Annotated in this window: 19 protein-coding genes and 2 pseudogenes; 7 read left to right on the top strand and 14 right to left on the bottom strand. The window is 74.8% G+C overall.

Annotated elements, in window-relative coordinates:
* Window positions 1-126: 126 nt before the first annotated feature.
* The 4 genes and pseudogenes from OP86_RS17085 (at window position 127) to OP86_RS39330 (ending at window position 3,528) form a co-directional block, all read left to right on the top strand.
* The gene (locus OP86_RS17085) at window positions 127-1,068 is read left to right on the top strand and encodes a helix-turn-helix transcriptional regulator (RefSeq protein WP_245231783.1); all 942 of its coding nucleotides are present in this window, start codon (window positions 127-129) and stop codon (window positions 1,066-1,068) included.
* Window positions 1,069-1,111: 43 nt separating this feature from the next.
* Complete coding sequence (locus tag OP86_RS17090) at window positions 1,112-1,537, top strand: VOC family protein (protein WP_030059471.1); 426 nt, start codon at window positions 1,112-1,114, stop codon at window positions 1,535-1,537.
* Between the two features lie 155 nt (window positions 1,538-1,692).
* A pseudogene (gene ligD, locus OP86_RS39325) lies at window positions 1,693-2,562 on the top strand (non-homologous end-joining DNA ligase); the annotation flags it as partial.
* A gap of 111 nt (window positions 2,563-2,673) precedes the next feature.
* Complete coding sequence (locus OP86_RS39330; protein WP_063836616.1) at window positions 2,674-3,528, top strand: ATP-dependent DNA ligase; 855 nt, start codon at window positions 2,674-2,676, stop codon at window positions 3,526-3,528.
* Between the two features lie 50 nt (window positions 3,529-3,578).
* Here OP86_RS39330 and OP86_RS17100 read toward each other — a convergent pair whose 3' ends face one another.
* The 8 genes from OP86_RS17100 to OP86_RS17135 form a co-directional block, all read right to left on the bottom strand.
* Complete coding sequence (locus OP86_RS17100) at window positions 3,579-4,163, bottom strand: type 1 glutamine amidotransferase domain-containing protein (protein WP_051830170.1); 585 nt, start codon at window positions 4,161-4,163, stop codon at window positions 3,579-3,581.
* A 27-nt stretch (window positions 4,164-4,190) separates the two neighbouring features.
* The gene (locus tag OP86_RS17105; protein WP_051830171.1) at window positions 4,191-4,487 is read right to left on the bottom strand and encodes a hypothetical protein; all 297 of its coding nucleotides are present in this window, start codon (window positions 4,485-4,487) and stop codon (window positions 4,191-4,193) included.
* A gap of 31 nt (window positions 4,488-4,518) precedes the next feature.
* Window positions 4,519-4,926, bottom strand: a complete 408-nt coding sequence (locus OP86_RS17110) for a DUF3040 domain-containing protein (protein ID WP_157849761.1) — start codon at window positions 4,924-4,926, stop codon at window positions 4,519-4,521.
* Between the two features lie 66 nt (window positions 4,927-4,992).
* Window positions 4,993-5,436, bottom strand: coding sequence for an HAD family hydrolase (locus tag OP86_RS33620; protein WP_051830172.1), 444 nt, complete (start codon window positions 5,434-5,436; stop codon window positions 4,993-4,995).
* A 140-nt stretch (window positions 5,437-5,576) separates the two neighbouring features.
* Window positions 5,577-6,467 (bottom strand): DUF2268 domain-containing putative Zn-dependent protease, encoded by an 891-nt coding sequence (locus tag OP86_RS17120; protein ID WP_030059466.1) that lies wholly within the window; start codon window positions 6,465-6,467, stop codon window positions 5,577-5,579.
* A 49-nt stretch (window positions 6,468-6,516) separates the two neighbouring features.
* The gene (locus OP86_RS17125) at window positions 6,517-7,143 is read right to left on the bottom strand and encodes a GNAT family N-acetyltransferase (RefSeq protein WP_051830173.1); all 627 of its coding nucleotides are present in this window, start codon (window positions 7,141-7,143) and stop codon (window positions 6,517-6,519) included.
* 105 nt (window positions 7,144-7,248) lie between these two features.
* The gene (locus OP86_RS17130) at window positions 7,249-7,923 is read right to left on the bottom strand and encodes a TNT domain-containing protein (protein ID WP_030059464.1); all 675 of its coding nucleotides are present in this window, start codon (window positions 7,921-7,923) and stop codon (window positions 7,249-7,251) included.
* Window positions 7,924-8,146: 223 nt separating this feature from the next.
* Window positions 8,147-9,430: a geranylgeranyl reductase family protein gene (locus tag OP86_RS17135; protein WP_030059463.1), complete on the bottom strand. Its 1,284-nt coding sequence runs from the start codon at window positions 9,428-9,430 to the stop codon at window positions 8,147-8,149.
* 442 nt (window positions 9,431-9,872) lie between these two features.
* Between OP86_RS17135 and OP86_RS38810 the strand changes: the two genes are divergently transcribed.
* On the top strand, window positions 9,873-10,865 hold the full coding sequence (locus OP86_RS38810) for an LPXTG cell wall anchor domain-containing protein (RefSeq protein WP_033332180.1): 993 nt from the start codon (window positions 9,873-9,875) through the stop codon (window positions 10,863-10,865).
* A 314-nt stretch (window positions 10,866-11,179) separates the two neighbouring features.
* On the opposite strand, the pseudogene OP86_RS17145 reads toward OP86_RS38810, so the two are convergent.
* The 3 genes and pseudogenes from OP86_RS17145 to OP86_RS17155 all read right to left on the bottom strand — a co-directional run.
* Window positions 11,180-11,473 (bottom strand): annotated as a pseudogene (locus OP86_RS17145) (ionic transporter y4hA); the annotation flags it as partial.
* Window positions 11,474-11,598: 125 nt separating this feature from the next.
* A complete protein-coding gene (locus OP86_RS17150; protein WP_051830174.1) occupies window positions 11,599-13,119 on the bottom strand; it encodes a serine/threonine-protein kinase in 1,521 nt (506 codons plus the stop codon).
* The gene (locus OP86_RS17155; protein WP_033332182.1) at window positions 13,116-13,877 is read right to left on the bottom strand and encodes a hypothetical protein; all 762 of its coding nucleotides are present in this window, start codon (window positions 13,875-13,877) and stop codon (window positions 13,116-13,118) included. Before OP86_RS17155 ends, OP86_RS17150 begins: the two co-directional genes overlap by 4 nt.
* Before the next feature lie 328 nt (window positions 13,878-14,205).
* On the opposite strand from OP86_RS17155, the gene OP86_RS17160 reads away from it, so the two are divergent.
* Both OP86_RS17160 and nagB read left to right on the top strand, forming a co-directional pair.
* On the top strand, window positions 14,206-14,613 hold the full coding sequence (locus OP86_RS17160; protein ID WP_157849762.1) for a hypothetical protein: 408 nt from the start codon (window positions 14,206-14,208) through the stop codon (window positions 14,611-14,613).
* A gap of 301 nt (window positions 14,614-14,914) precedes the next feature.
* The gene (gene nagB, locus OP86_RS17165; protein WP_030059456.1) at window positions 14,915-15,697 is read left to right on the top strand and encodes a glucosamine-6-phosphate deaminase; all 783 of its coding nucleotides are present in this window, start codon (window positions 14,915-14,917) and stop codon (window positions 15,695-15,697) included.
* 134 nt (window positions 15,698-15,831) lie between these two features.
* Here nagB and OP86_RS17170 read toward each other — a convergent pair whose 3' ends face one another.
* From OP86_RS17170 to OP86_RS17180, 3 genes are all read right to left on the bottom strand, one after another.
* Entirely contained in the window at window positions 15,832-16,962 is a 1,131-nt protein-coding gene (locus tag OP86_RS17170) for an aminotransferase class I/II-fold pyridoxal phosphate-dependent enzyme (protein WP_030059455.1), read from the bottom strand.
* A gap of 5 nt (window positions 16,963-16,967) precedes the next feature.
* The gene (locus tag OP86_RS17175; RefSeq protein WP_030059454.1) at window positions 16,968-17,633 is read right to left on the bottom strand and encodes a helix-turn-helix transcriptional regulator; all 666 of its coding nucleotides are present in this window, start codon (window positions 17,631-17,633) and stop codon (window positions 16,968-16,970) included.
* Window positions 17,634-17,773: 140 nt separating this feature from the next.
* Window positions 17,774-19,384: a YVTN family beta-propeller repeat protein gene (locus OP86_RS17180; RefSeq protein WP_167344212.1), complete on the bottom strand. Its 1,611-nt coding sequence runs from the start codon at window positions 19,382-19,384 to the stop codon at window positions 17,774-17,776.
* Between the last annotated feature and the right edge of the window lie 269 nt (window positions 19,385-19,653).

A 19,653-nucleotide genomic window follows, 5' to 3' on the forward strand; every position in this document is an offset into this window, starting at 1 on the left:
GACACGGCGCGAACGGGGTGACCGCGCCCTCACCATAAGCAACACCGCGCCCGTCCGCGACCGCGCCGGGGAGCGCCCGCACCCGCGGCCCGGCGCCGCCCGGCCGTGACCGCCGATACTGGCAGGGTGACCACGGATGCCACCGCGGATGCCATCACGGATGCCCGAGGAGACGCCGCCCCCGGAACGGACCCGCCCCTCGACGAGGCCGTCCGGGCCCGGCCCGCGACCACCCTGCGCCCGTACGTGGCCTGGTACTCCGGCTACCGGCAGCGCGGCCTCGCCCCCGCCGTGCACCGGGGCCTGCCCTCCCCGTACCTGACGTTCATCCTCACCCTCGACGAGCCGCTGGTGATCGCCGGGCACCCCGACCCCGCGCAGCCGCCCGGCAGCTACCCGACCCTGCTCGGCGGCCTGCACACCGCCCCCGCGCTGATCACCCACGAGGGCGCGCAGTCCGGGGTGCAGATCGCCGTGCACCCGCTCGCCGCCCGGGCGCTGTTCGGGCTGCCCGCCGGGGAGTTGGCCGGGATCGACGTCCCCGCCGAGGAGGTGCTCGGGCGGCTCGGCCCGCGGCTCCGGGAGCAGCTGCAGTCCGCACGCGATTGGCCGGAGCGGTTCGCCGTGCTGGACGCGGCGCTGCTGCGGGCCGCCCGTCCGTCCGGGCAGGTGCCGCCGGAAGTCGGCTGGGCCTGGCGGGCGCTGCGGCGCAGCGGGGGCGGGCTGCCGGTGGCGGCGCTGGCCCGGGAGACCGGCTGGAGCGCCCGGTACCTGCGGGAACGGTTCCGCCGGGAGACCGGTCTGACGCCGAAGGCCGCCGCCCGGGTGATGCGCTTCGACCGGGCCCGGCACCTGCTCGCCACCCCGGCCCCACCGGCCCGGCCGACCCGGCTGGCGGAACTGGCCGTGCACTGCGGCTACTTCGACCAGGCGCACCTGGCCCGCGAGTTCCGCGCGCTGGCCGGGGTGGCGCCCAGCGCCTGGCTGGCGGCGGAGGGACCGGAGGCGGCGAAGTTCCGAAACGTCCAAGGCGGGGCCGCCGGGGCGGCCGCAGAGTGGGACTCCTAGGGAACTTCCCTCCCCCAGCCGATCCCCTCCCGAGGAGACAGCCATGGCCGCCACCGAGACCCCCGCCCCGCAGGTCTGGCCCAGCCTGCGCGCCACCGACGCCCGGGCCCTGATCCGCTTCCTGGTCGAGGCCTTCGGCTTCCAGGAGGTCGTCACCTACGGTGAGGGCGAGGTCGTCGCGCACGCCGAACTCGCCTGGCCCGAGGGCGGCGGCGTGATGCTCGGCTCCGAGCGCGAGACCCCCGAGGGCGCCGAGCCCTGGCCGGGCCGCCCGGGCACGTTCACCGCGTACGTGGTCACCGCCGACCCGGACGCCGTGCACGCGCGCGCGGTCGCGGCCGGCGCCCGGATCTCCACCGCGCCGTTCGAGACGGACTACGGCTCGCGGGACTTCGCCGCCGCCGACCCGGAGGGCAACCGCTGGTACTTCGGCACCTACCCGGGCGCGCCCCGGCCCGCCGCGGGCTGAGCCCCGGCGCGGGCTGAGCCCCGGCGCGGGCTGAGGCCCGGCGCACCCCGGCCCTGGGACCGAGCCGAGGCGCCCGGGGCGGTGGCCGCCGAACCGGGGCAGACTGGCTGCGGGGGCCACCCTCCCGCAGGCTTCGGAGGCGGACCGTGCCGCAGATGACGGTGGACGGGCGCACCCTCGCCCTCTCCCACCTCGACAAGGTGTACTACCCGCGCACCGGCACCCTCAAGGGCGAGGTGCTGCGCTACTACGCCGCCGTCCACACCGCCCTGCTCCCGCACCTGCGCGACCGTCCGGTCTCCTTCCTGCGCTGCCCGGACGGCGTGGAGGCGGAGGTGTTCGTCGCCAAGAACCCGCCGCCGGGCACCCCGGCGTGGGTGCGCAGCGTCGAGGTGCCGAGCAACACCGGCGAGCTGCGGCAGCTGGTGCTGGAGAACGGCGCGGCGCTGCTCGCGGTCGCCAACCTGGGCTGTCTGGAGCTGCACGTCCCGCAGTGGCACGCGGCCGCGCCCGCCCTCGCCGACCGGCTGGTCCTGGACCTCGACCCGGGCGAGGGCGCGGACGTCCTCACCTGCCGGGCGGTCGCGCTGCTGCTGCGCGAGCGGCTGGCGGCCGACGGCCTCGCCGCCTGGGTGAAGACCTCCGGTTCCAAGGGCCTGCACCTGCTGGTGCCGATCGAGCCCACGCCCAGCGCCCGGGTCTCCGGCTACGCGAAGGCGCTGGCCGCCGCCCTGGAGGCCGAGCACCCGGAGCTGGTGGTGCACACCATGGCCAAGGCCCGGCGCCGGGGCCGGGTGCTGGTCGACTGGTCGCAGAACAACGCCAAGAAGACCACCGCCGCGCCGTACACCCTGCGGGCCCGGCCGCGGCCGACCGTCTCCACCCCGGTGTCCTGGGCGGAGCTGGAGCGGGCCGGCGGCGAGGAGGAGCTGGCGTTCACCCTGGCCGAGGTGCCGGACCGGCTGGCCGCCCACGGCGACCTGTTCGCACCGCTGTTGGACCCCGGGCAGGCCCGCCCGCTGCCCGGTGCCCGGCCGGCGCCCGGTCCCCCGCCGGCGGCCCCGCCCCCGTCCCCGTTCCCGCCCGCGACCCGGCCCGTCCGGGTGCGCCAGGTGCTGCACCCGCCCGTCGAGGTGATGCGCCCCGTCGCCGTCACCGCCGTACCGCCCGCCGACGGCCTCGGCGGCGGGGGCGTGCAGTACGAGCTGAAGCTGGACGGCTTCCGCTGCGTCGCCTTCGCCCGCGGCGACGGCCCGCCGTTCCTGCAGTCCCGCACCGGCCGCGACCTCGCCCCCGAGTTCCCCCCGATCGCCGCAGCCGTCGCCCGGCTGCCCGAGGGGCTGGTGCTCGACGCCGAACTGGTCGCCTGGCGCGACGGCCGGTTCGCCTTCGGCGAGCTGCTGCACACCCGGCAGGCCCGGGCCGCCGCCCCGGACGTCGCGCTCGGCCTGATCGCCTTCGACCTGCTGGCCCTGCCCGGCCGCGACGTCCGCCGCCTGCCGCTGGCCGACCGCCGCCGTCTGCTGCTCGCCGCGCTGGCCGACGTCCCGCCGCCGATCCAGCCGGTGCTGGCCACCACCGACCGGGCGGAGGCGCTGGAGTGGATGGAGCAGCTCGCCGACACCGGGGTGGAGGGCCTGGTCTGCAAGGCCACCGCCTCCCCCTACCGCCCGCGCGGCGCCGGCCGCAGCTGGGTCAAGTACCGTCGCAGCGACACCCTCGACGCGACCGTCCGCGCCCTCACCGGCCCGGCCGATCGACCGCACGCGCTGGTCCTCCAACTCGACGACGGCCGGGTCCTGCTGACCACCCCCCGGCTCACCCCCGTGCAGTCCCGCACGGTCGCCGAGGTCGCCGGCCCGCTGCTCGGCCCGGCCGCCACCGACCCCGACCACGGCCCGGTCCACCCCCTCACGGCCGCCCTGCGCGCCGAGCTCACCCTCACCGGCCGCCCGCCCACCGCCACCTTCGTCCGCCTCCGCGGCGACTGACCCCGCCAGGGTCACCATGAAGCTCCCAGGCCGCCCTGCCCCGCCCCGCGCTACGTCCGCCGCTTCGCCGTCGCGTGGGCGAACTCCGTGACGAACGCGTCCTCGAAGAGCGGCAGGTCCCCCGGTTTGCGGCTGGTGACGAGGACGCCGGGGCCGTCCCGGCAGACGTGGACCGCTTCGTCGACCCAGTGGGCACCGGCGTTGACCAGGTCGGTGCGCAGGCTGGGCCAGGAGGTGAGGGTGCGGCCGCGGACGGCGTCCGCCTCGATCAGGGTCCACGGGGCGTGGCAGATCGCCGCGGCCGGACGGCCGGCGGCGCAGTGGGCGTGCACGAAGGCGACGGCGGCCCGGTCCAGCCGCAGGTGGTCGGGGTTGGCGACGCCGCCGGGCAGCACCAGGCCGTCGTAGCCGGCCTGGTCCGCCTCGGCGACCACGGCGTCCACGGCGAAGGTGTCGCCCGGGGCGCGGTGCCGGACGGCCTGGATCCGCCCCGGCGCGGTGGACAGCAGGCGCGGGGTGCCGCCGGCCTCGGCGACCGCCTGCCAGGGGGAGGTCAGTTCGACCTGCTCGACGCCGTACGGCGCGACCAGGAAGGCGATCGTCCGGCCGGTGAGGGTGGTGGACGGCCAGCCCATGACTCGGCGCCTCAGCAACTCGGCGACTCAGCGCGGACGGGGCGCGGTCAGGTCGACGGCGGTGGGCGGGGCGGAGCTGAGCCTGGCCCGCGGGCAGTCGAGGTGGACGGCCAGCATCAGGTGGTCGACGCGGGCGACCACGCCGACCGGGACGAGCACCCGGGCGCCCGGCACCCAGGGCTCGGCATCGATCAGCAGGTGGTCCCCGGTGTCCTGTTCGACCCGCCCGACCGGGCCGTCGGTGGCCAGCACCTCGTACCCGACCAGGCCCGGGTCGGCGGCCGGATGGGTGCCCGGGCGGTACTCCCACAGGTCGGTACTCATGCGCCCGCCTCGCTTCGCTCGGTCATCGCCCTCACGCCTCCGGCTGGTCCCAGGGCCGCCGATCGCGGCGCTCGCGGGTCTCCTCGGACTCGGCGGTGCCGGTCCGGCCGCCCCGGGAGGCGCTGCGACGGCGCAGCAGCTCCGAGGCGGCGACCGCGGCCGCCACCGAGGCCACCCAGACCACCCCGAGCGCGGTCAGCACGGCCGTGGTCGGGGTCCGTACGCCGACGCCGAGGCAGATCGCCGTCATCACCAGGGCGGTCAGCGCCACCCCCGCCGAGATCCGGCGCCCGACCGCGCGCAGCGCGCCCCGCAGCCGGCCGGGCCGCTTGGCGCCCATCGTGCTCAGTTTCCGGTCGAGCCGTGTGTCCTGGCGCAGATCGGACTCGATCTCCTCAAGGAGCCGCCGCTCCCATCCGCTCAAAGCGGGGCCGTCCATCTCGGTCACCTCCGACACTTCCGGTGACGTGCTCACACCCGGGCGGTTGCCCGGTACGGGCCGGCGCTAACCGTTCCCGGCGCCGCCCGTTCCCGCGCCCACGGGTCCGAAGGCCCGGGGGCGGGCGAGCAGGCTGTCGTCCAGGACGCGCAGCAGGGCGGCGGCATCGCGGTGGACCTCGGCCGCACCCGCCGTCCGCAGCTCCGGACCGGCGTCCCCGCCGGCCTCCAGGGCGACGCACGGCACCCCGGCCCGCCGCGCCGCCCGAACCTCACGCACACTGCCGGCGACGGCCACGGCGTGCGAGGGCACGCCGTCCACCAGCTCCAGCGCGGCCCGTACCGGGTCGCCCCCGGGTACGGCCACGGTCAGCGCCGGCACCCCGACGGGCCCGGGCCCGGTCAGCACCACCGTCCAGCCCCGAGCGGCGCACTCGCGCAGCAAGTCGGCACCGCCGGGCAGCCCAGGCCGCCAGTCGGTACCGAAGAGAGCCGCCGAGATCACCGTCATGGCCACCGCTTCCCGTCCGCACAGGCCGAGCACCGTACGCGCCCTTCCAGATTAGGCCGCTCCCCCGCCCCGCGCGCTGCCTGCCGGGGAGCACTCCAGCGGTTGGGGTTTCCGGGGCCGGGGGTGGCACGAGCCGCCGGTCAGCCGCCGCTCGGCACGCCCGCGTTTGCGAGGATCTCGCGCGACGGCAGTGCGACGCTCCCGGCGGCGGTCAGGCCGGTGGCGGCGAGGTGCGCGTCCGCGATCCGCAGGCCGGCCGCGTACCCGGCGGCGTGCGGCAGCCCCACCGGCTCGCAGCCCATCAGCCGCGCGGTCGCGTCGCCGTAGACGTACGGGGGCAGGTTGTGCATCCCGGACACGTCGATCCCGGCGGTGACCTTCCGGTACGCCTCCTCCAGCTCGGCCCCGGTCAGCGAGGTCGCCCACGGGCCCAGGGCCTGTTCCCCGGCCAGCTCCCGCACGAAGGCTTCGGCCAGCCCTTCGGCGACGACCTGCTCGCCGACGGTGACGGTCGCCGGGTCCCAGCGCACGTTGGCGTAGCGCACGTTGTGGTGGAGCTCGTGGGCCGCTGCATGGCCGATCTTGGTCAGGGCGGTTTCGGTGGGCCACATCAGCAGCTGGATCGCACCGGGGAAGCCGCCCATGCCGAAGTAGCCGCTGTTGCGGACGACCAGGTGCTCGTCGTCCGGGTCGCCGAGCACCACGACGACGTGCACGGTGTCGGCGTGCGCGACGCCGGGCACGGCGCCGTCGAGCCGCTCCCACGCGGTTCGGAGCGCCTCCTCGACGCGCTGCCAGACTGCCGCCTCCTGCATCTGCCGCACGGCGGGCAGGTACCGGTCGTCCTCGCGGTCGAGCCGGAAGCCGCTTCCCATCCGGTGCATCCCGACCAGGTCGGCCTCGCCCAGCACCGCGGACATCACGCCCTCCAACGGGCGGTACAACTCCCTGAGGGCAGCGGGCCGTTCGGCCACCGGGCGGTGGAACAGATCGAGCATCGCGCTCGCCGTGTCGTGAACAACGATCTTCATGACACGGGACGGTAGGGCCTTCCGTTGCGTGAGGGTCAACAGCCGCGGGTCAGGCGGGCCCCGGGTGGTCGGTGAAGGGGTCGGTGGCCAGGCGGGCGTGCAGGTGCTCGTCGGTGTAGTCGCCGCCGGCGCGGCGGTAGGAGGCTCGCAGGGTGCCCTCGTACGGGAAGCCGGCGCGGACGGCGACCCGGCAGGAGCGGTCGTTGTCGACGAAGTGGTAGAGCTCGATGCGGCGGGCGTCGGCGGTGTCGACGGCCCAGCGGGTGACGGCGGTGGTGGCGCGGGTGGCGAGGCCGCGGCCGCGGGCGGCGGCGAGCAGCCAGTAGCCGACCATGACGACGCCGTCGGCCCGGTTGTTCCACTGCAGGTAGGCGTTGCCGAGGAGGGTGCCGTCGGCCGCGTCGGTGATCGCGAAGGCGGCCGAGCTGCCGTCGGCCCAGCGGGCGTCGCAGCGGTCCAGGTAGGCCTCGGCGGCGGCCGGGTCGGCGGTGTTCAGCGGGTTCCAGTGGGCGATCTCCGGGTCCGCCGCGGCGGCGACGAGCGCGGGGACGACGCCGCCGGTGATGTCGAGGGCGCGGCCCCAGGGGCGCAGCCGGACGTCACCGAGGTCGAGGACGGTGGGGCGGAAGACGCGCCGGTCGGCGGGTGCGGAGGTGAAGGGGTCGCTGGTGCTCATCCGGCCTTCCTATCCCTCACCCGCCAGCGCCCGCCAGCCAATATCCCGGCCCCGGTCCCGGCCCGCCCGGTCGGGACCGGGCGGGCCGCACAAACAGTAGGTGGGTCAGATCCGGGCCAGGTACCCGTTGTCGACCAGCCAGAGGACGTTCAGCCTGGCCGGGCCGCCGGGCACCAGGGCCGTGTCGAGCTGGTACTGCAGGCCCCAGCCGGGCTGGTTGAACCACGGCGCGATCGGGCCGGCGTGCACCTTGAACGCCTTGACCACCTTGTAGTCGTGGTAGTTGCAGGTGGCCGGCGGGTTGCCGTCCAGGCTCTGCGGCGGGATGGCGCGGCTGGCGTACGGCAGGCCCTCGGGGGCGAGGAAGGCGCCGTACTCGCTGCCGTAGCGGTCGATGTTCTGGTTCGGGTAGAGCGTGATGTCGAACTCGATCGGGCTGCCGTCCGGCAGGGTGACGTAGCCGTCGGCCGGCGGGTAGATCCAGCCGCCCTTGCCGCCGTTGGCGGCCGGGTCGTAGTACTTCGCGAGGAAGTCCTGGTCGCTCGCGCCGCCGGTGCGCTGGTAGCCGAGGAGCTGGCGGCCGACCCGGCCGGTGGTGGGGAGGTCCTGGGGGCCGAGGCGGGCGTCGTCGTCGTGGAAGGCGGCGGAGCACTGGTCGGACGGGGTGGCTGCCCGCGCGGCGGTGGTGGCCGGGGCGGCAGCGGCGGCCGGCAGGCTCGGGGCGAGCACGGCGGCGGCTGCGGCGAGGGGTGCGGCGAGCAGGCGAAGGCGAAGGCGCACGGTGTCTCCGTCGGACGGGTCGGCGGTGGGAGGGCGGTCGAGGAAGGAGCCACGGAGGGGTGTTGTGCTCACCCTCCGTGGCTGGTTCGGCACCAGGCAAGCGGATCTGCTGATCATTCGTCAACACGACTTGGCGCAGCGGGTTCCGGATTCCCCGGTTTCGGCCAACCCGGGGACGCCGGGGCCGTCCATCCGAAAGGAGGACCGGCCCACCGCGAGCCCGTCAGCGCCCGGGTGCGACCCGCCCGACCAGGTGGAGCAGCCGGTCGAGGGCGTCCTTGGAGTTGGGCTCGGTCAGGTTGACCATCAGCCGGAACGCCACCTTCAGCAGCGCCGGGTGGCCGAGTCCGGCGGCCCCGGCGGTGCCGAGCAGCTTGGGGCGGCCGAGCAGGCCGGCGGCGAGCCGGCCGAGCGCGAAGTAGCCGGCGTAGGCGGAGCGCAGCGCCTGCGGGTAGCCGTGCAGGGCGAGTTCGCGGCCGCGGTCGGTGCGGCGGGCGACGGCCTGGACGATGCTCTCGGCGGCGTAGCGGCCGGATTCCATCGCGTAGGCGATGCCCTCGCCGGTGCCGGGGCTGACCGTGCCGCCGGCGTCGCCGACGAGCAACAGGCCGTCGGCGTAGTGGGGTTGGCGGTTGAGGCCCATCGGGAGGGCGGCGCCGCGGATCGGTTCGGTGACGCCGTCGGGGGTGTAGCCGTACTCGGGCGGCAGGCCGTCGCACCAGCGGCGCAGCAGGTCCCGCCAGTCGACGTCGGTGTTCGAGGTGTCGAGGACGCCGAGGCCGACGTTGGCGGTGCCGTCGCCCATGCCGAACACCCAGGCGTAGCCGGGCAGGAGGCGGCCGGCCGGGTCGCCGGGAGCGCGCAGGTCGAGCCAGGCCTCCAGGTAGCGGTCCTCGTGGCGCGGGGTGGTGACGTAGGTGCGGTAGGCGACGCCCATCGCCCGGTCGGTGCGGCGGTAGCGCTTCATGGCGACGGACAGCCGGGTGGAGTTGCCGTCGGCGGCGACGACGATCGGGGCCCGGTAGGAGACCGGTCGGCTTTCCTCGCCCAGTTTGGCGGTGACCCCGGTGATCCGTCCGGTCCGCTCGTCCACCAACGGGCCCGCCACGTTGGCGCGTTCGACGAGCCGGGCGCCGAGGGAGGCGGCCTTGCGGGCGAGCAGCTGGTCGAAGTCGGCGCGGCGGCGGACGAGTCCGTACCCGGGGAAGGCGGAGAGCTCGGGCCAGTCGAACTCCAGCGAGCGCCGCCCGGCGATCAGCCGCAGGCCCCGGTTGTGCAGCCAGCCGGCCTCCTCGGAGACGTCGATGCCGAGGTCGGTCAACTGCTTGACGACGCGCGGGGTGAGGCCGTCCCCGCAGACCTTCTCGCGCGGGAAGGCGGACTTCTCCAGCAGGAGGACGTCCAGGCCGGTCCGGGCGAGGTGGGCCGCGGCGGTGGAGCCGGCCGGGCCGGCCCCGACCACGATGACGTCGGCGCTCTCCTCGGCGGTCTGCTCTGGGCCGGGCATCGCACTCTCCCACGGGTCGGATCGGTCGCATACGCAACGGAATCGGCGGACTGGGCGGTTCCAGACGGACGATAGAGAACGCCGGCGCCCGCCTGCCGCCCCGACACGCAGGCCATTGCCCGGGACCGGTCAATACCGGCCACCTCGGTTCCGCGGATTCACCCGCCGGGCCGGGGAGCGGAGTTGACCACCGCATCGGCCATCGGAGGGAAGGAGCGTGCACAAATCCATGACAACCGGGTGATCGGATCGTTGTAACGAACTCATCGGACCAACCGTCCGCAACGATGCATTTCGGCCAAACCGCCCTTGCGTCACGTTTCCCGCTGCGGGACCTTGTGCCCCTCCCGTCGTACGGCACCGGCCCCGCCGACCGGCCGACCGGAGGCTCCCTCCCACTGCGCAGGCTCGTCCCCGGCCTGCCGTACCCGATGGATCACCCATGCACATCCGCTCCACCGCAGCGCGCTCCCTGGTGGCCCTCCCGACCGCCGCCGCCCTCATGCTGCTCGCCCCCGCCGCACACGCCGTCGCGGGCGGCGGCAAGGGCGGCGCCCCCGGCAACAACGGCACCGTCAAGATCCACGACGCCTCCACCGGCCAGGAGGACGTCCGCAACGAGCCCAAGGTCTGCACCTTCTACCTGGACTCCTTCGGCTTCGACGCCAACCAGGACGTGATCTGGGCGATCACCACCGTCGGCGGTGGCCCCAAGGAGAAGCTCGTCGCGTTCGGTGACCTCCCGGTGGACGGCAAGGGCCACGTCCGCACCGAGGACATCCACCTGCCGGACGGCCACTACAAGCTGTACTGGCAGTCCGTCGAGCTGGTCGACGGCGAGCTGCCGCAGGGCACGAAGCTCAACAACCCCAAGCACAAGGTCTTCAAGGTCGACTGCGGCGGCGAGACCCCGGCCCCGACCGGCAAGCCCTCGGCGACCGTGACGCCGACCCCGGCCAAGACCCCGTCGGGCGGCCCGACCACCGTGCCGGCCACGCCGTCGCACAGCCCGTCGGCTCCGGCCTCGCCGAGCGCGAGCGCCACCGCGAAGCCGTCCGAGACCCCGACCGCCACGCCGACCACCCCGGCGCCGACCGGCTCGGCTCCCGCCACTCCCGCGCCCACCGCCCCCGCCACCGACGAGCCGACCGACGCCCCCACCGGCGCCCCGAGCCCGGGCCCGTCGACCGCGCCGACCGCGACCGTGCCGGTCCACAAGCCGACCACCGACACCCAGGTCAGCCCGGACGAGCCGCTGCAGCTGCCCGCCAAGGTCAGCGTCCCGACCCCGATCCCGGGCGCCGCCTCCGACGGCAAGAAGCTGGCCACCACGGGTAGCGACGGCACCCTGCTGTACGCGGGCGCCGGCACCGTCCTGCTGCTCAGCGGCGCGGGCGCGGTGGTCTACACCCGCCGTCGCCGCACCTCCTCCTGAGGCGCCGGCCCCGTCATAGGGCAGTGAGCCCGTGATAGGGCAGTGAGCCCCTGGCCCCGCGAGCAGCTGCGGGGTCAGGGGCTCCAGGCTGTCCGCAGGCGCCAGCACCCCCGGGGCTTCACGACCGGGGGCGCTGCCGACGGCGCCGGGACGACGAGGGCCCCGGCCACGGGGGTGAAACCAGGGGCTCTCTCCCCGTTCTACGGCCGGCCCGCCGCGCCCGGTTCACCGCACCGGCCGGGAATTCCGGAAGCCCCCGGCCGCACGGGGGAGCGGGCCAGGGGCTTCCAACCGGGACTACGGGCGTCCGGCCGTCACGGGTTCACCGCCAGCACCATGTACCCCGCCAGCACCGCCAGGTGCACCGCGCCCTGCAGCGGCGTCGCCCGGCGCGGGATGACCGTGAGGATGCCCAGCACGACGGTCAGGGTGAGCAGCACCAGGTGCGCCGGGTCCAGGCCGAGCACGAGCGGGCCGGACAGCCGGCTGGAGGCGATCGCGACCGCCGGGATGGTCAGGCCGATGCTGGCGAGCGCCGAGCCCAGGGCCAGGTTGAGGCTGGTCTGCACCCGGTTGCGGACGGCCGCGCGCAGCGCCGCGCTGGTCTCCATTGCGCGGCAACCGCGCGGAGCTTCGTGATCATGTGGCAGAGGGTCCCAGACCGGGCACCCGTCACCCGGGTGCCCGCACGCGGTTCGGGCGGATGTGGCACGACTCGTCCCGATTCGCGCTCTCACCCTCCGTAGTCGGAGAGGTGCCGGAGCACCTGCTCGACATGGGGCCGGACGCGCTCGGGCACGCCCCCGGCCGCCGTCACGGTCTTGTCGCTGGTCCGGTAGGCGGCCGTGACCAGGGCGGGCAGGTCGCGGGTGAAGCCGGCGTGCTTGAGCTGCTGGTCGAGCCAGCAGACGTAGTTGCCCATCGCGTCGATCGCGTCGCCCGGGTCCAGGTAGGACTTCGGGCCGGGGTGGGTGGCCGCTTTGGCCCAGGCCTCGAACACCGCGGGCGTCCACATGGCGATCCCGTACTCGCCGGTCTCCGGGCGGGCGGCGTTCGGGTCGAAGCCGCTCTCGGCCTTGAGCATCGCGGCCAGCAGCACCGGGGTGACCTCCGGCTCGGGGCAGCGCCGGGCGGCGACCTCGATCATGCCCCGGTAGGCGACGGGGACGTCCGAGTCCGCCGGGATCGCACCGCGCAGCCGGGGCGGGGCGCGGTGCCGCGACGGCCCGGCGGGCTCGGGCGCCCCCGTCGTCAGCGCGAGGGCGGCGAGTACGGCGAGGACGCCGGCGAGCAGGCCGGCCCCGGCCCGTACGGCGGCGCGGCGACCCCGGGCCGGGCGGGCGGTGGCGCGGGCGACCAGTGCGGCGAGGTCGGTACGGGCGCGCTCCTCCCGGCGGGGGGCCAGGCAGGTGGTGACCACGGCCCGCCAGCGCAGCGGCAGTGCCTCGTCCGTCCGCAGCGGCGCCGCGCCGCGGGCGTACGCCTGGGCGGCGAGCGAGCGGGCCCGGGCGGTGGCGCCGAGGAAGGGGTGCAGGCCGCCGGTGAGCAGCTGGTGGGCGATCACGCCGAAGGCCCAGATGTCCGCGCTGGGGCGCACGGCGACGCCGCGCGCGCCGGCACGCTGGGACCACCACTCGGGCGGGACGTGGTCGGGCGAGCCGAGCGGCGGGGCGTAGGCGTGGGTGCCCTCCAGTTCGGCGGTGAGGCCGAAGTCGGCGATCTTGGCGGTGCCGTCGGGCATCAGGAGGATATTGGCCGGTTTCAGGTCCCCGTGCACCCAGCCGACCCGGTGCATGTGGGTCAGCCCGGCGCACACCTCGGCGAGGATCCGCTCGGCGCCGGGCACGGCCGTGCCGGGGCGGGCGTCAGTGAGGACGTCCTGGAGGCTGCGGGCGGCGCGCTCCATCACCAGGGCGACGGCGCCGTCCAGGCCGGGGTGGTCCGGGTCCTCGACGGTGACGACGGCGAGGGTGCGGATCAGGTGGGGGTGGTCGGCGAGGCGACTGAAGCGCTGCTCGCTGCGGGCCATCCGGGCCACCGTCCGGCGCTGGCCGGGGCTGAACCGGGCGGCGGCGAGGATCTTGACGGCGGCCGGGGTGCCGTCCGGGCCCTCGGCGGCGTGGACGCTGCCCCAGGCGCCCGCGCCGAGGAAGCCGCCGGTGCGGTAGCCGGCGATCGGGTAGCCGTCGGGGAGGTCGAGGCCTTCCGGGGGATGTTCCCCGGGGGGCGGCCGATCGGGCCGGGCGGGCTTCACGGCCGGGCGGCCGGGCGCCGGGGCGGGAGCAGGGCCAGGTGCTCCTCCCGGACGAGGTCGAACCTCAGTGCCAGGGCGACGAGTTCCTCGCGCTTGCCGCCGCCCGGCCCCTCCTCGTACGGCTCGCGCAGCCGCAGCTTCGTCTCCACCAGGTAGTCGATGTGGTAGTTCACCGCCGAGCGGGTCAGCCCCCGGCAGGAGGGCAGGACGCGCAGCCGGGCCAGCACCTCGGTCGCGCCGGGGACGGCGGCGGCGGAGGGCGAGCGCAGCCGGGGTTCGCAGAGCGCCAGCAGCACCAGGAAGTACTTGGCGGTCGGGTCGAGGGCGAACGGACTGACGGTGTGCTCGCCGTCGGCACCGCCCGGTCGGCCGTCCAGGTAGGCGTGTTGCGGGGCGAAGACCTTGAAGGAGGCAGGTTCGCCGAGGGCGGGGAGCAGCACCCGGGAGAGCTCGAACGGCACCGGCGCGCCGAGCCGGCCGGGCGCCACCTTGATGTGCTCCCCCGCGCCCTCCAGGTTCTCCACGACGTAGGTGGCGGAGCCGCTGAAGTTCGACAGCCGCCAGTAGTCCTCGGCCGCGACGACCTCGCCCGCGCGGCGGGAGACGCCCTGGTCGGACAGCCGGATGGGGACCGGCCGGCCGGGCTCCCCGCGTCCGAACAACGCGGCCTCGCCCGGGCCCATCCGCAGCAGGGCGGGCGCCCTGCCGGTCGCCATCTCGGGCCCCGGGCCGGGAAGTTGCACGATGACCGTGTCCACGCAGCCACCTCCGTGGGATCGGGTCGATGGTATCCGCCCGGTTCGCCCCGGCGGCAATCCGCCACCCGGACGAGTGAAGGGACACTGCCAACCCTGCCTGGCCGCCCCGGAGTTCCGGTCCGCAGGCGCCGGATGGCACTGCCGCCGATGAACTGATCATCCGTCAGGCCGTGACATGTCCGCATGTCGAACAGTCGGCGAATCGTTGCGGTATGTAGTTGAACGGTCACCATCAGTGTGACGCAACGCACATCACCCGATGTTCACATTGTGTGCAAGACTCATCTCAAGGAGTGAGATCCCCTTAATTTCCAAGGAGGTTCAAATCATGCGCACTCGGATCGCAGCTGTGATGATGGCGGTGGCAGGGATCACTGGCCTGACGGCCGGCCCGGCCCTGGCCGCCACGGCCACATCCGAGCCCGGCACCACGGCCTGCACCACGGTGCTCAACCGCCCCTGCGTCTCGCAGCAGACCGACGGCGCGGGCATCATCGGTGTCGCCCAGGTCACCGCCGACCCGGCCCAGTTGACGATCGTGCGGGTCGAGGTCCGCACCCAGGCCGCCTGGGGCAGCCCATGGGAGACCACCGCCTCGGCGACCACCGTACGGCTCGGCTCCGCCAAGGCCACCACCCCGCGCGTCACCACCACCGACCTGCGCATGATCTGCGCCACCGCCGGCCCGGCGCTGGACGCGGCCAAGCAGGTCACCACCTGTACCAGCCCGTTCTGAACCCGCACCACCGCGCACCGGGCAACTGAGCACCTGAACGCCTGAGCACCTCAGCACCTCAGCACCTCAGCACCTGAGCAACCGAACTGCGGCACCTCCCCAGGGCCGGCCGCCGGGACCCCCGTTCCCGGCGGCCGGCCCGTCCGCGTCGGCGCCCCGGCCCCCTCGGGGGCGGGCCCGGAGAGCCGCCCGGCAGGGCCTTTGACCTGGCCCGGGTGGACCTGGGGCACCTGTTCGCGGCAAACTGGTCTAGACCTCGCAGGTCTAGACCTCAGACTCGCCTCAGAACGGTGGACCCAGTATGGAAATCGTGATCGTCCCTGACGCCCCTGCGGCCGGCGAACTCATCGCTGCGGCGATCACCGATCTGCTGACCGACAAGCCGGACGCCCTGCTCGGCGTGGCCACCGGCTCGACCCCGCTGCCGATCTACCAAGCCCTCGCCGCGCGGGTCCGCGACGGCCGGCTGAACGCCTCCCGGGCCAGGATCTGCCAGCTGGACGAGTACGTCGGCCTGCCCGCCGGGCACCCCGAGTCCTACCGCTCGGTGGTGCTGCGCGAGGTCGTGGAGCCGCTCGGCCTGACCGAGGACTCCTTCCTGGGCCCGGACGGCAACGCGACCGACATCGCCGCGGCGGCCACCGCCTACGACCGCGCGCTGGCCGAGGCCGGCGGCGTCGACCTCCAGCTGCTCGGCATCGGCACGGACGGCCACATCGGCTTCAACGAGCCCTGCTCCTCGCTCGCCTCCCGGACCCGGATCAAGACCCTGACCCGGCAGACCCGCGAGGACAACGCGCGCTTCTTCGACAGCATCGACGAGGTCCCGCACCACGTCATCACCCAGGGCATCGGCACCATCCTGGAGGCCCGCCACCTGGTGCTGCTGGCCACCGGCGAGGCCAAGGCCGAGGCTGTCGCCCGCTCCGTCGAGGGCCCGCTGTCCGCCGCCGTCCCCGCCTCGGCACTCCAGCTCCACCCGCACGCCACCGTGGTGGTCGACGAGGCCGCCGCCTCCAGGCTCAAGCTCGCCGACTACTTCCGCGACACCTACGCGGCCAAGCCGACCTGGCAGAAGCTCTGAGCGCAGATGCGATGAAGCGCTGAACGCCTGCGCGCGGCCGTGACAGCCGTGATGCCCGTGACGGCCGGGGCGCCGGCCCGCCGAGGAGATCGGCGGGCCGCTGCCCCGGCCGTTTCGGTGTCCGTCGGGCCCGGTCAGCGCTTGCGGAGCCAGTCGGCGAAGGCTTCCAGCGCCGGGCCCGGGTCGCGGCGGCCGACGCCGATGCGGAACCGGTCGGTCGGGGTGGGCGTCAGCTCGGAGCGGAAGATGCTCGCGGGCAGGAGGAGGACGCCCGCCTGTTCGACCAGTGCCGTGCAGAACTCCTCCACGCCGTCCGCCCCGAGGTAGCGCGGGTAGGCGACGCAGCCGCCGGCCGGAGCGCGCCACTCGAAGAGGTCGGCGAACTCGGCGAAGAAGGCGTCGAACCGCGGCAGGTTCTCCGCGATGATGCCGCGGTTTCGCTCCAGGATCCGCTCCCGGGCGGTGATCGCGATCCGGGCCAGCACCTCGCTGGGCGCCGAGTTGCAGATCGTGGCGTAGTGCTTGGCTCGTTCCAGCCGGGAGCGCAACTCCCGGTCCCGGCAGGCGATCCAGCCGATCCGCAGGCCGGGCAGGCCGAGCGACTTGGAGGTGACGTTGAGCGAGAGGGCGCGTTCGGAGAGGTCGGCGGCCTGCGGCAGGGTGCGGGCCCGGTCGTGTTCCAGGCCCCGGTAGACCTCGTCCGAGAACAGCCGGATGCCGCGTTCGTCGCAGATTTCGGCGAGCCGGGCGAAGTCGGCGGCGTCGATCACCCCGCCGGTCGGGTTGTTGGGGAAGTTGACCGACAGCACCTTGGTGTTCGGGCGCAGCGCCGCCTCGACCGCGTCGAGGTCGAGCGCCCAGTCCTGCCGCTCGTCGAGGGCGACGCCGGTGACCTCGCACAGGGAGAGCGGGATGGTCTCGGCGGACTGGTAGTTCGGGGTCACCACGACCGCGTGGTCGCCCGGTTCGAGCAGCACCCGCATGGCGAGGTCGAGCCCCTCCTGGGCGCCGCCGAAGCAGATCACGTCGTCCGCGTCGATCCGCTCGTACATTCCGGCGATCGCCCGGCGCAGCCCCGGGTCGCCGAAGGTCTCGGTGTAGCCGAGGGAGAGGGTGTCCCAGGCCTCGCGGTCCTCGGGGCCGGCCAGGGCGAGCAGTTCGGCCATGGTCATGGTCTGGGCGTCGGAGGCGGTGAGGTGGTGGCGGGCGGTGAACTCCCAGCGCGAGAAGTGGGTTTCGAGGCGGAAGTCGGGGAGCTGGGGCATGGGGGCTATTCCTTCCTGAGGCCGGCCGGGTGCTTGAGCTCGGCGAGCAGGCTGTAGGCGGTGGAGCGGGAGATCCGCAGCGCGGTGGCGACGGCGGGCACGGCGCGACGGACGGCGAACACCCCGGCCTCGTCGAGTCGGCGCAGCACGGTGAGCCGGTCCTCGCGGGTGAAGCGCTCCAGCGGGCGGCCCTGTGCGCGGACGTGGCCGCCGATCACGTCGTTCATCCGCTCCGTCCAGTCGCGTTCGAAGAGCGGTTCGGGGCGCGGTGCGGTGGGGGCGGCGAAGCCGGCCAGCAGGGCGGCGGCCTGTTCCAGCGGGCCCCGGTCGAGGTTGACGCAGAGCACCGCCGCGGGCCGGTCGGCGTCGTCGCGCAGCACGGCGCTGACCGAGGAGAGCCGGCGTCCGTCGGGCAGCAGCTTCTCGTACGGGCCGTAGACGTCGGGGGCGGAGGGGTCGATCTCGTCGAGTTCGCCGAGCAGCGACGGGTCGCCGGGGGCCCGGGGGGTCATCGGGTTCCAGATGGCCAGTACCCGGTCGGTGGTGGGATCGTGCAGCACGACCTCGGCGTAGGGGCCGAGCAGCAGGGCGACCGCCCGGCAGGCCGGGGCGAAGGTCCGTACCCGCGGGTCGGGGGTGCCCGATGGCGAGTCGTGGGTGTCCGGAGGCATGTCTGGACTGTACGTCCAGTCCGGACGATTCGTCCAGGACGGCCGACGCCGCGGCCCGCCGGAACGTTCCGGCGGGGCCGCGGTGCACTCGCCTTCAGGACGCTCGCCCTCGGGACGGGCGTTCTCGGGACGGTCGGGCGCTACGTGCAGGTGATCACCAGCCCCAGGACGGAGGAGCAGCTGCGGGTGTCCTGGCTGGTGGCGGGCGACGGGTCGGCGGGCACTCCGGCGGTGCGGGCGACGGTGACGTCCCAGCTGCGGATCAGGGAGAGCAGGCCGACAGTGACCGAGAAGTGCCGGGTGGTGCTCGCGCCCTTGGCGAGCGGTGCGGCCAGCGTGCAGCTGCGCTTGCCCGCGGCGATCGAGCAGTCGGTGGAGGTGGCGGTGAGCCCGCTGGGCAGGCCGGCGGCGACGGTGGCCGAGGTCAGCTCATCGGGCCCCTGGTTGGTGAGCGTGACCGTGTAGTCGACGCGGCTCGCGAGCAGGTGGGTGACCGGGGTCGCGGTGAGCGCGACGGCCAGGTGGGCGCTCGGCGCGGTGTAGGTGAAGTGGTCCGCGGCGACGGCCGCGCTGGTGCCGCCCGCCGTGGTGACCTGGACGTCCACCGCGCCGGTCACGGTGGTGGCGGGGGCGGTGGCGGTGCAGCTGGTCCTGGTGCAGCTGAACGCGGTGGCGGCGCCGGCCGCGCCGAAGGTCACGGCGGTGGCGCCGTTGAGGTCGGTGCCGGTGACGGTCACGATGGTGCCGCCCACCCCGGAGCCGCTGCTCGGGGTGACCGCGGTCACGGCCGGCACCGGCAGCGGGAAGTTCAGCGCCTGGACGGTGCCGCCGGTGAAGTCCGCGAGGTAGCCGCGCCGCCCGTCGGCGGTCAGCGCCAGGGTGTACGGGCTCGCGCCCACCGGGACGGTGGCGGTGACGGTCCGGCTCGCGGTGTCCACGACGCTCAGCGTGTTGTCCGCGTAGTTGGACACGTATGCGGCGGCGCCGTCCGGGGCCACCGTGACGGCGTATGGGCCGGAGCCGACCGGGACGGTGCCGAGGAGCGTGTTCGCGGCGGTGTCGATCACGGCGGCGGTGCTGTCGTCGGCGTCGGCCGCCCAGAGCCTGCCGCCGTCCGGGCTGAGTGCGAGGCCGAAGGCGCTGTGGCCGACGGGAACGGTGGCGCTCACCGTGCTGCCCACGGTGTCGATCACGTTCACCGCCTTGTCGCCGGAGGCCGCCACGTACAGCCGCCTGCCGTCCGCCGAGACGGCCAGCCCGTGCGGCTCGGCGCCGACCGGGACGGTCGCGGTCACCGTGTCGGACGACGTGTCCAGCACGCTCACGGTGTTGGCGGAGGCGTTGCTCACATAGGCGCGCGAGCCGTCCGGTGAGAGGACGAGGCCCCAGGGCTGGGAGCCGACCGGCACGGTCGCCGTGACGGTGTTGCTCGCGGTGTCCACGACGCTGACCGTGTTGTCCAGGTGGTGCGTCAGGTAGGCGCGGTGCCCGTCGGGCGAGAGGGCGACCGCGTACGAGCCGGTGCCGACGGTGAAGCTGCCGCTTACGGTGTTGGTCGCGGTGTCCAGCACGCTGACGGTGCCGCTGCTCTGGCTGGTCACGTAGACATGGCCGCCGTCCGGCGTCAGGGCCACGCCCGCCGGGTAGGGCGCCACCGGCACCTGGGCCGTGACGGTCGGCGGCGGGGCCGCGGCCGCGGCGGTGGCCGGCTGGGACAGCAGTGCGGCCGTGGCCGCGGCTATCGCGGTCACGGCCGTCACGGTGCGACGGGGTGCTCGGCGTGTTCTCACGGATCTCTCCAGCGGGGTCGGTGGTGCGGGGTCTGAGCCGCAGGGCAGCGTAGAAGCCGGTCTGACCGGCCGTCAGGAGCTGATCGTTACTGTTGCCAACTGTTCAGATTCGACCGATTCGCCGCGACGGCCTCCCGGCCGGACGGAGCGCGATCGGGCAGGGCGGGATCGTGCAGGGCGGGATCGTGCAGGAAATTGGAGTTGTGGAGTCGTATTCGCTAGCGTTTCGA

The organism is Streptomyces novaecaesareae (assembly GCF_000716875.1).
GTDB lineage: Bacteria > Actinomycetota > Actinomycetes > Streptomycetales > Streptomycetaceae > Kitasatospora > Kitasatospora novaecaesareae.

Coding starts and splice junctions, on each gene's coding strand:
- OP86_RS17090 (WP_030059471.1), top strand. CDS start 1,112: ATGGCCGCCACCGAGACCCCCGCCCCGCAGGTCTGGCCCAGCCTGCGC.
- OP86_RS39330 (WP_063836616.1), top strand. CDS start 2,674: ATGCGCCCCGTCGCCGTCACCGCCGTACCGCCCGCCGACGGCCTCGGC.
- OP86_RS17100 (WP_051830170.1), bottom strand. CDS start 4,163: ATGGGCTGGCCGTCCACCACCCTCACCGGCCGGACGATCGCCTTCCTG.
- OP86_RS17105 (WP_051830171.1), bottom strand. CDS start 4,487: ATGAGTACCGACCTGTGGGAGTACCGCCCGGGCACCCATCCGGCCGCC.
- OP86_RS17110 (WP_157849761.1), bottom strand. CDS start 4,926: ATGGACGGCCCCGCTTTGAGCGGATGGGAGCGGCGGCTCCTTGAGGAG.
- OP86_RS33620 (WP_051830172.1), bottom strand. CDS start 5,436: ATGACGGTGATCTCGGCGGCTCTCTTCGGTACCGACTGGCGGCCTGGG.
- OP86_RS17120 (WP_030059466.1), bottom strand. CDS start 6,467: ATGAAGATCGTTGTTCACGACACGGCGAGCGCGATGCTCGATCTGTTC.
- OP86_RS17125 (WP_051830173.1), bottom strand. CDS start 7,143: ATGAGCACCAGCGACCCCTTCACCTCCGCACCCGCCGACCGGCGCGTC.
- OP86_RS17135 (WP_030059463.1), bottom strand. CDS start 9,430: ATGCCCGGCCCAGAGCAGACCGCCGAGGAGAGCGCCGACGTCATCGTG.
- OP86_RS38810 (WP_033332180.1), top strand. CDS start 9,873: ATGCACATCCGCTCCACCGCAGCGCGCTCCCTGGTGGCCCTCCCGACC.
- OP86_RS17160 (WP_157849762.1), top strand. CDS start 14,206: ATGCGCACTCGGATCGCAGCTGTGATGATGGCGGTGGCAGGGATCACT.
- nagB (WP_030059456.1), top strand. CDS start 14,915: ATGGAAATCGTGATCGTCCCTGACGCCCCTGCGGCCGGCGAACTCATC.
- OP86_RS17170 (WP_030059455.1), bottom strand. CDS start 16,962: ATGCCCCAGCTCCCCGACTTCCGCCTCGAAACCCACTTCTCGCGCTGG.
- OP86_RS17175 (WP_030059454.1), bottom strand. CDS start 17,633: ATGCCTCCGGACACCCACGACTCGCCATCGGGCACCCCCGACCCGCGG.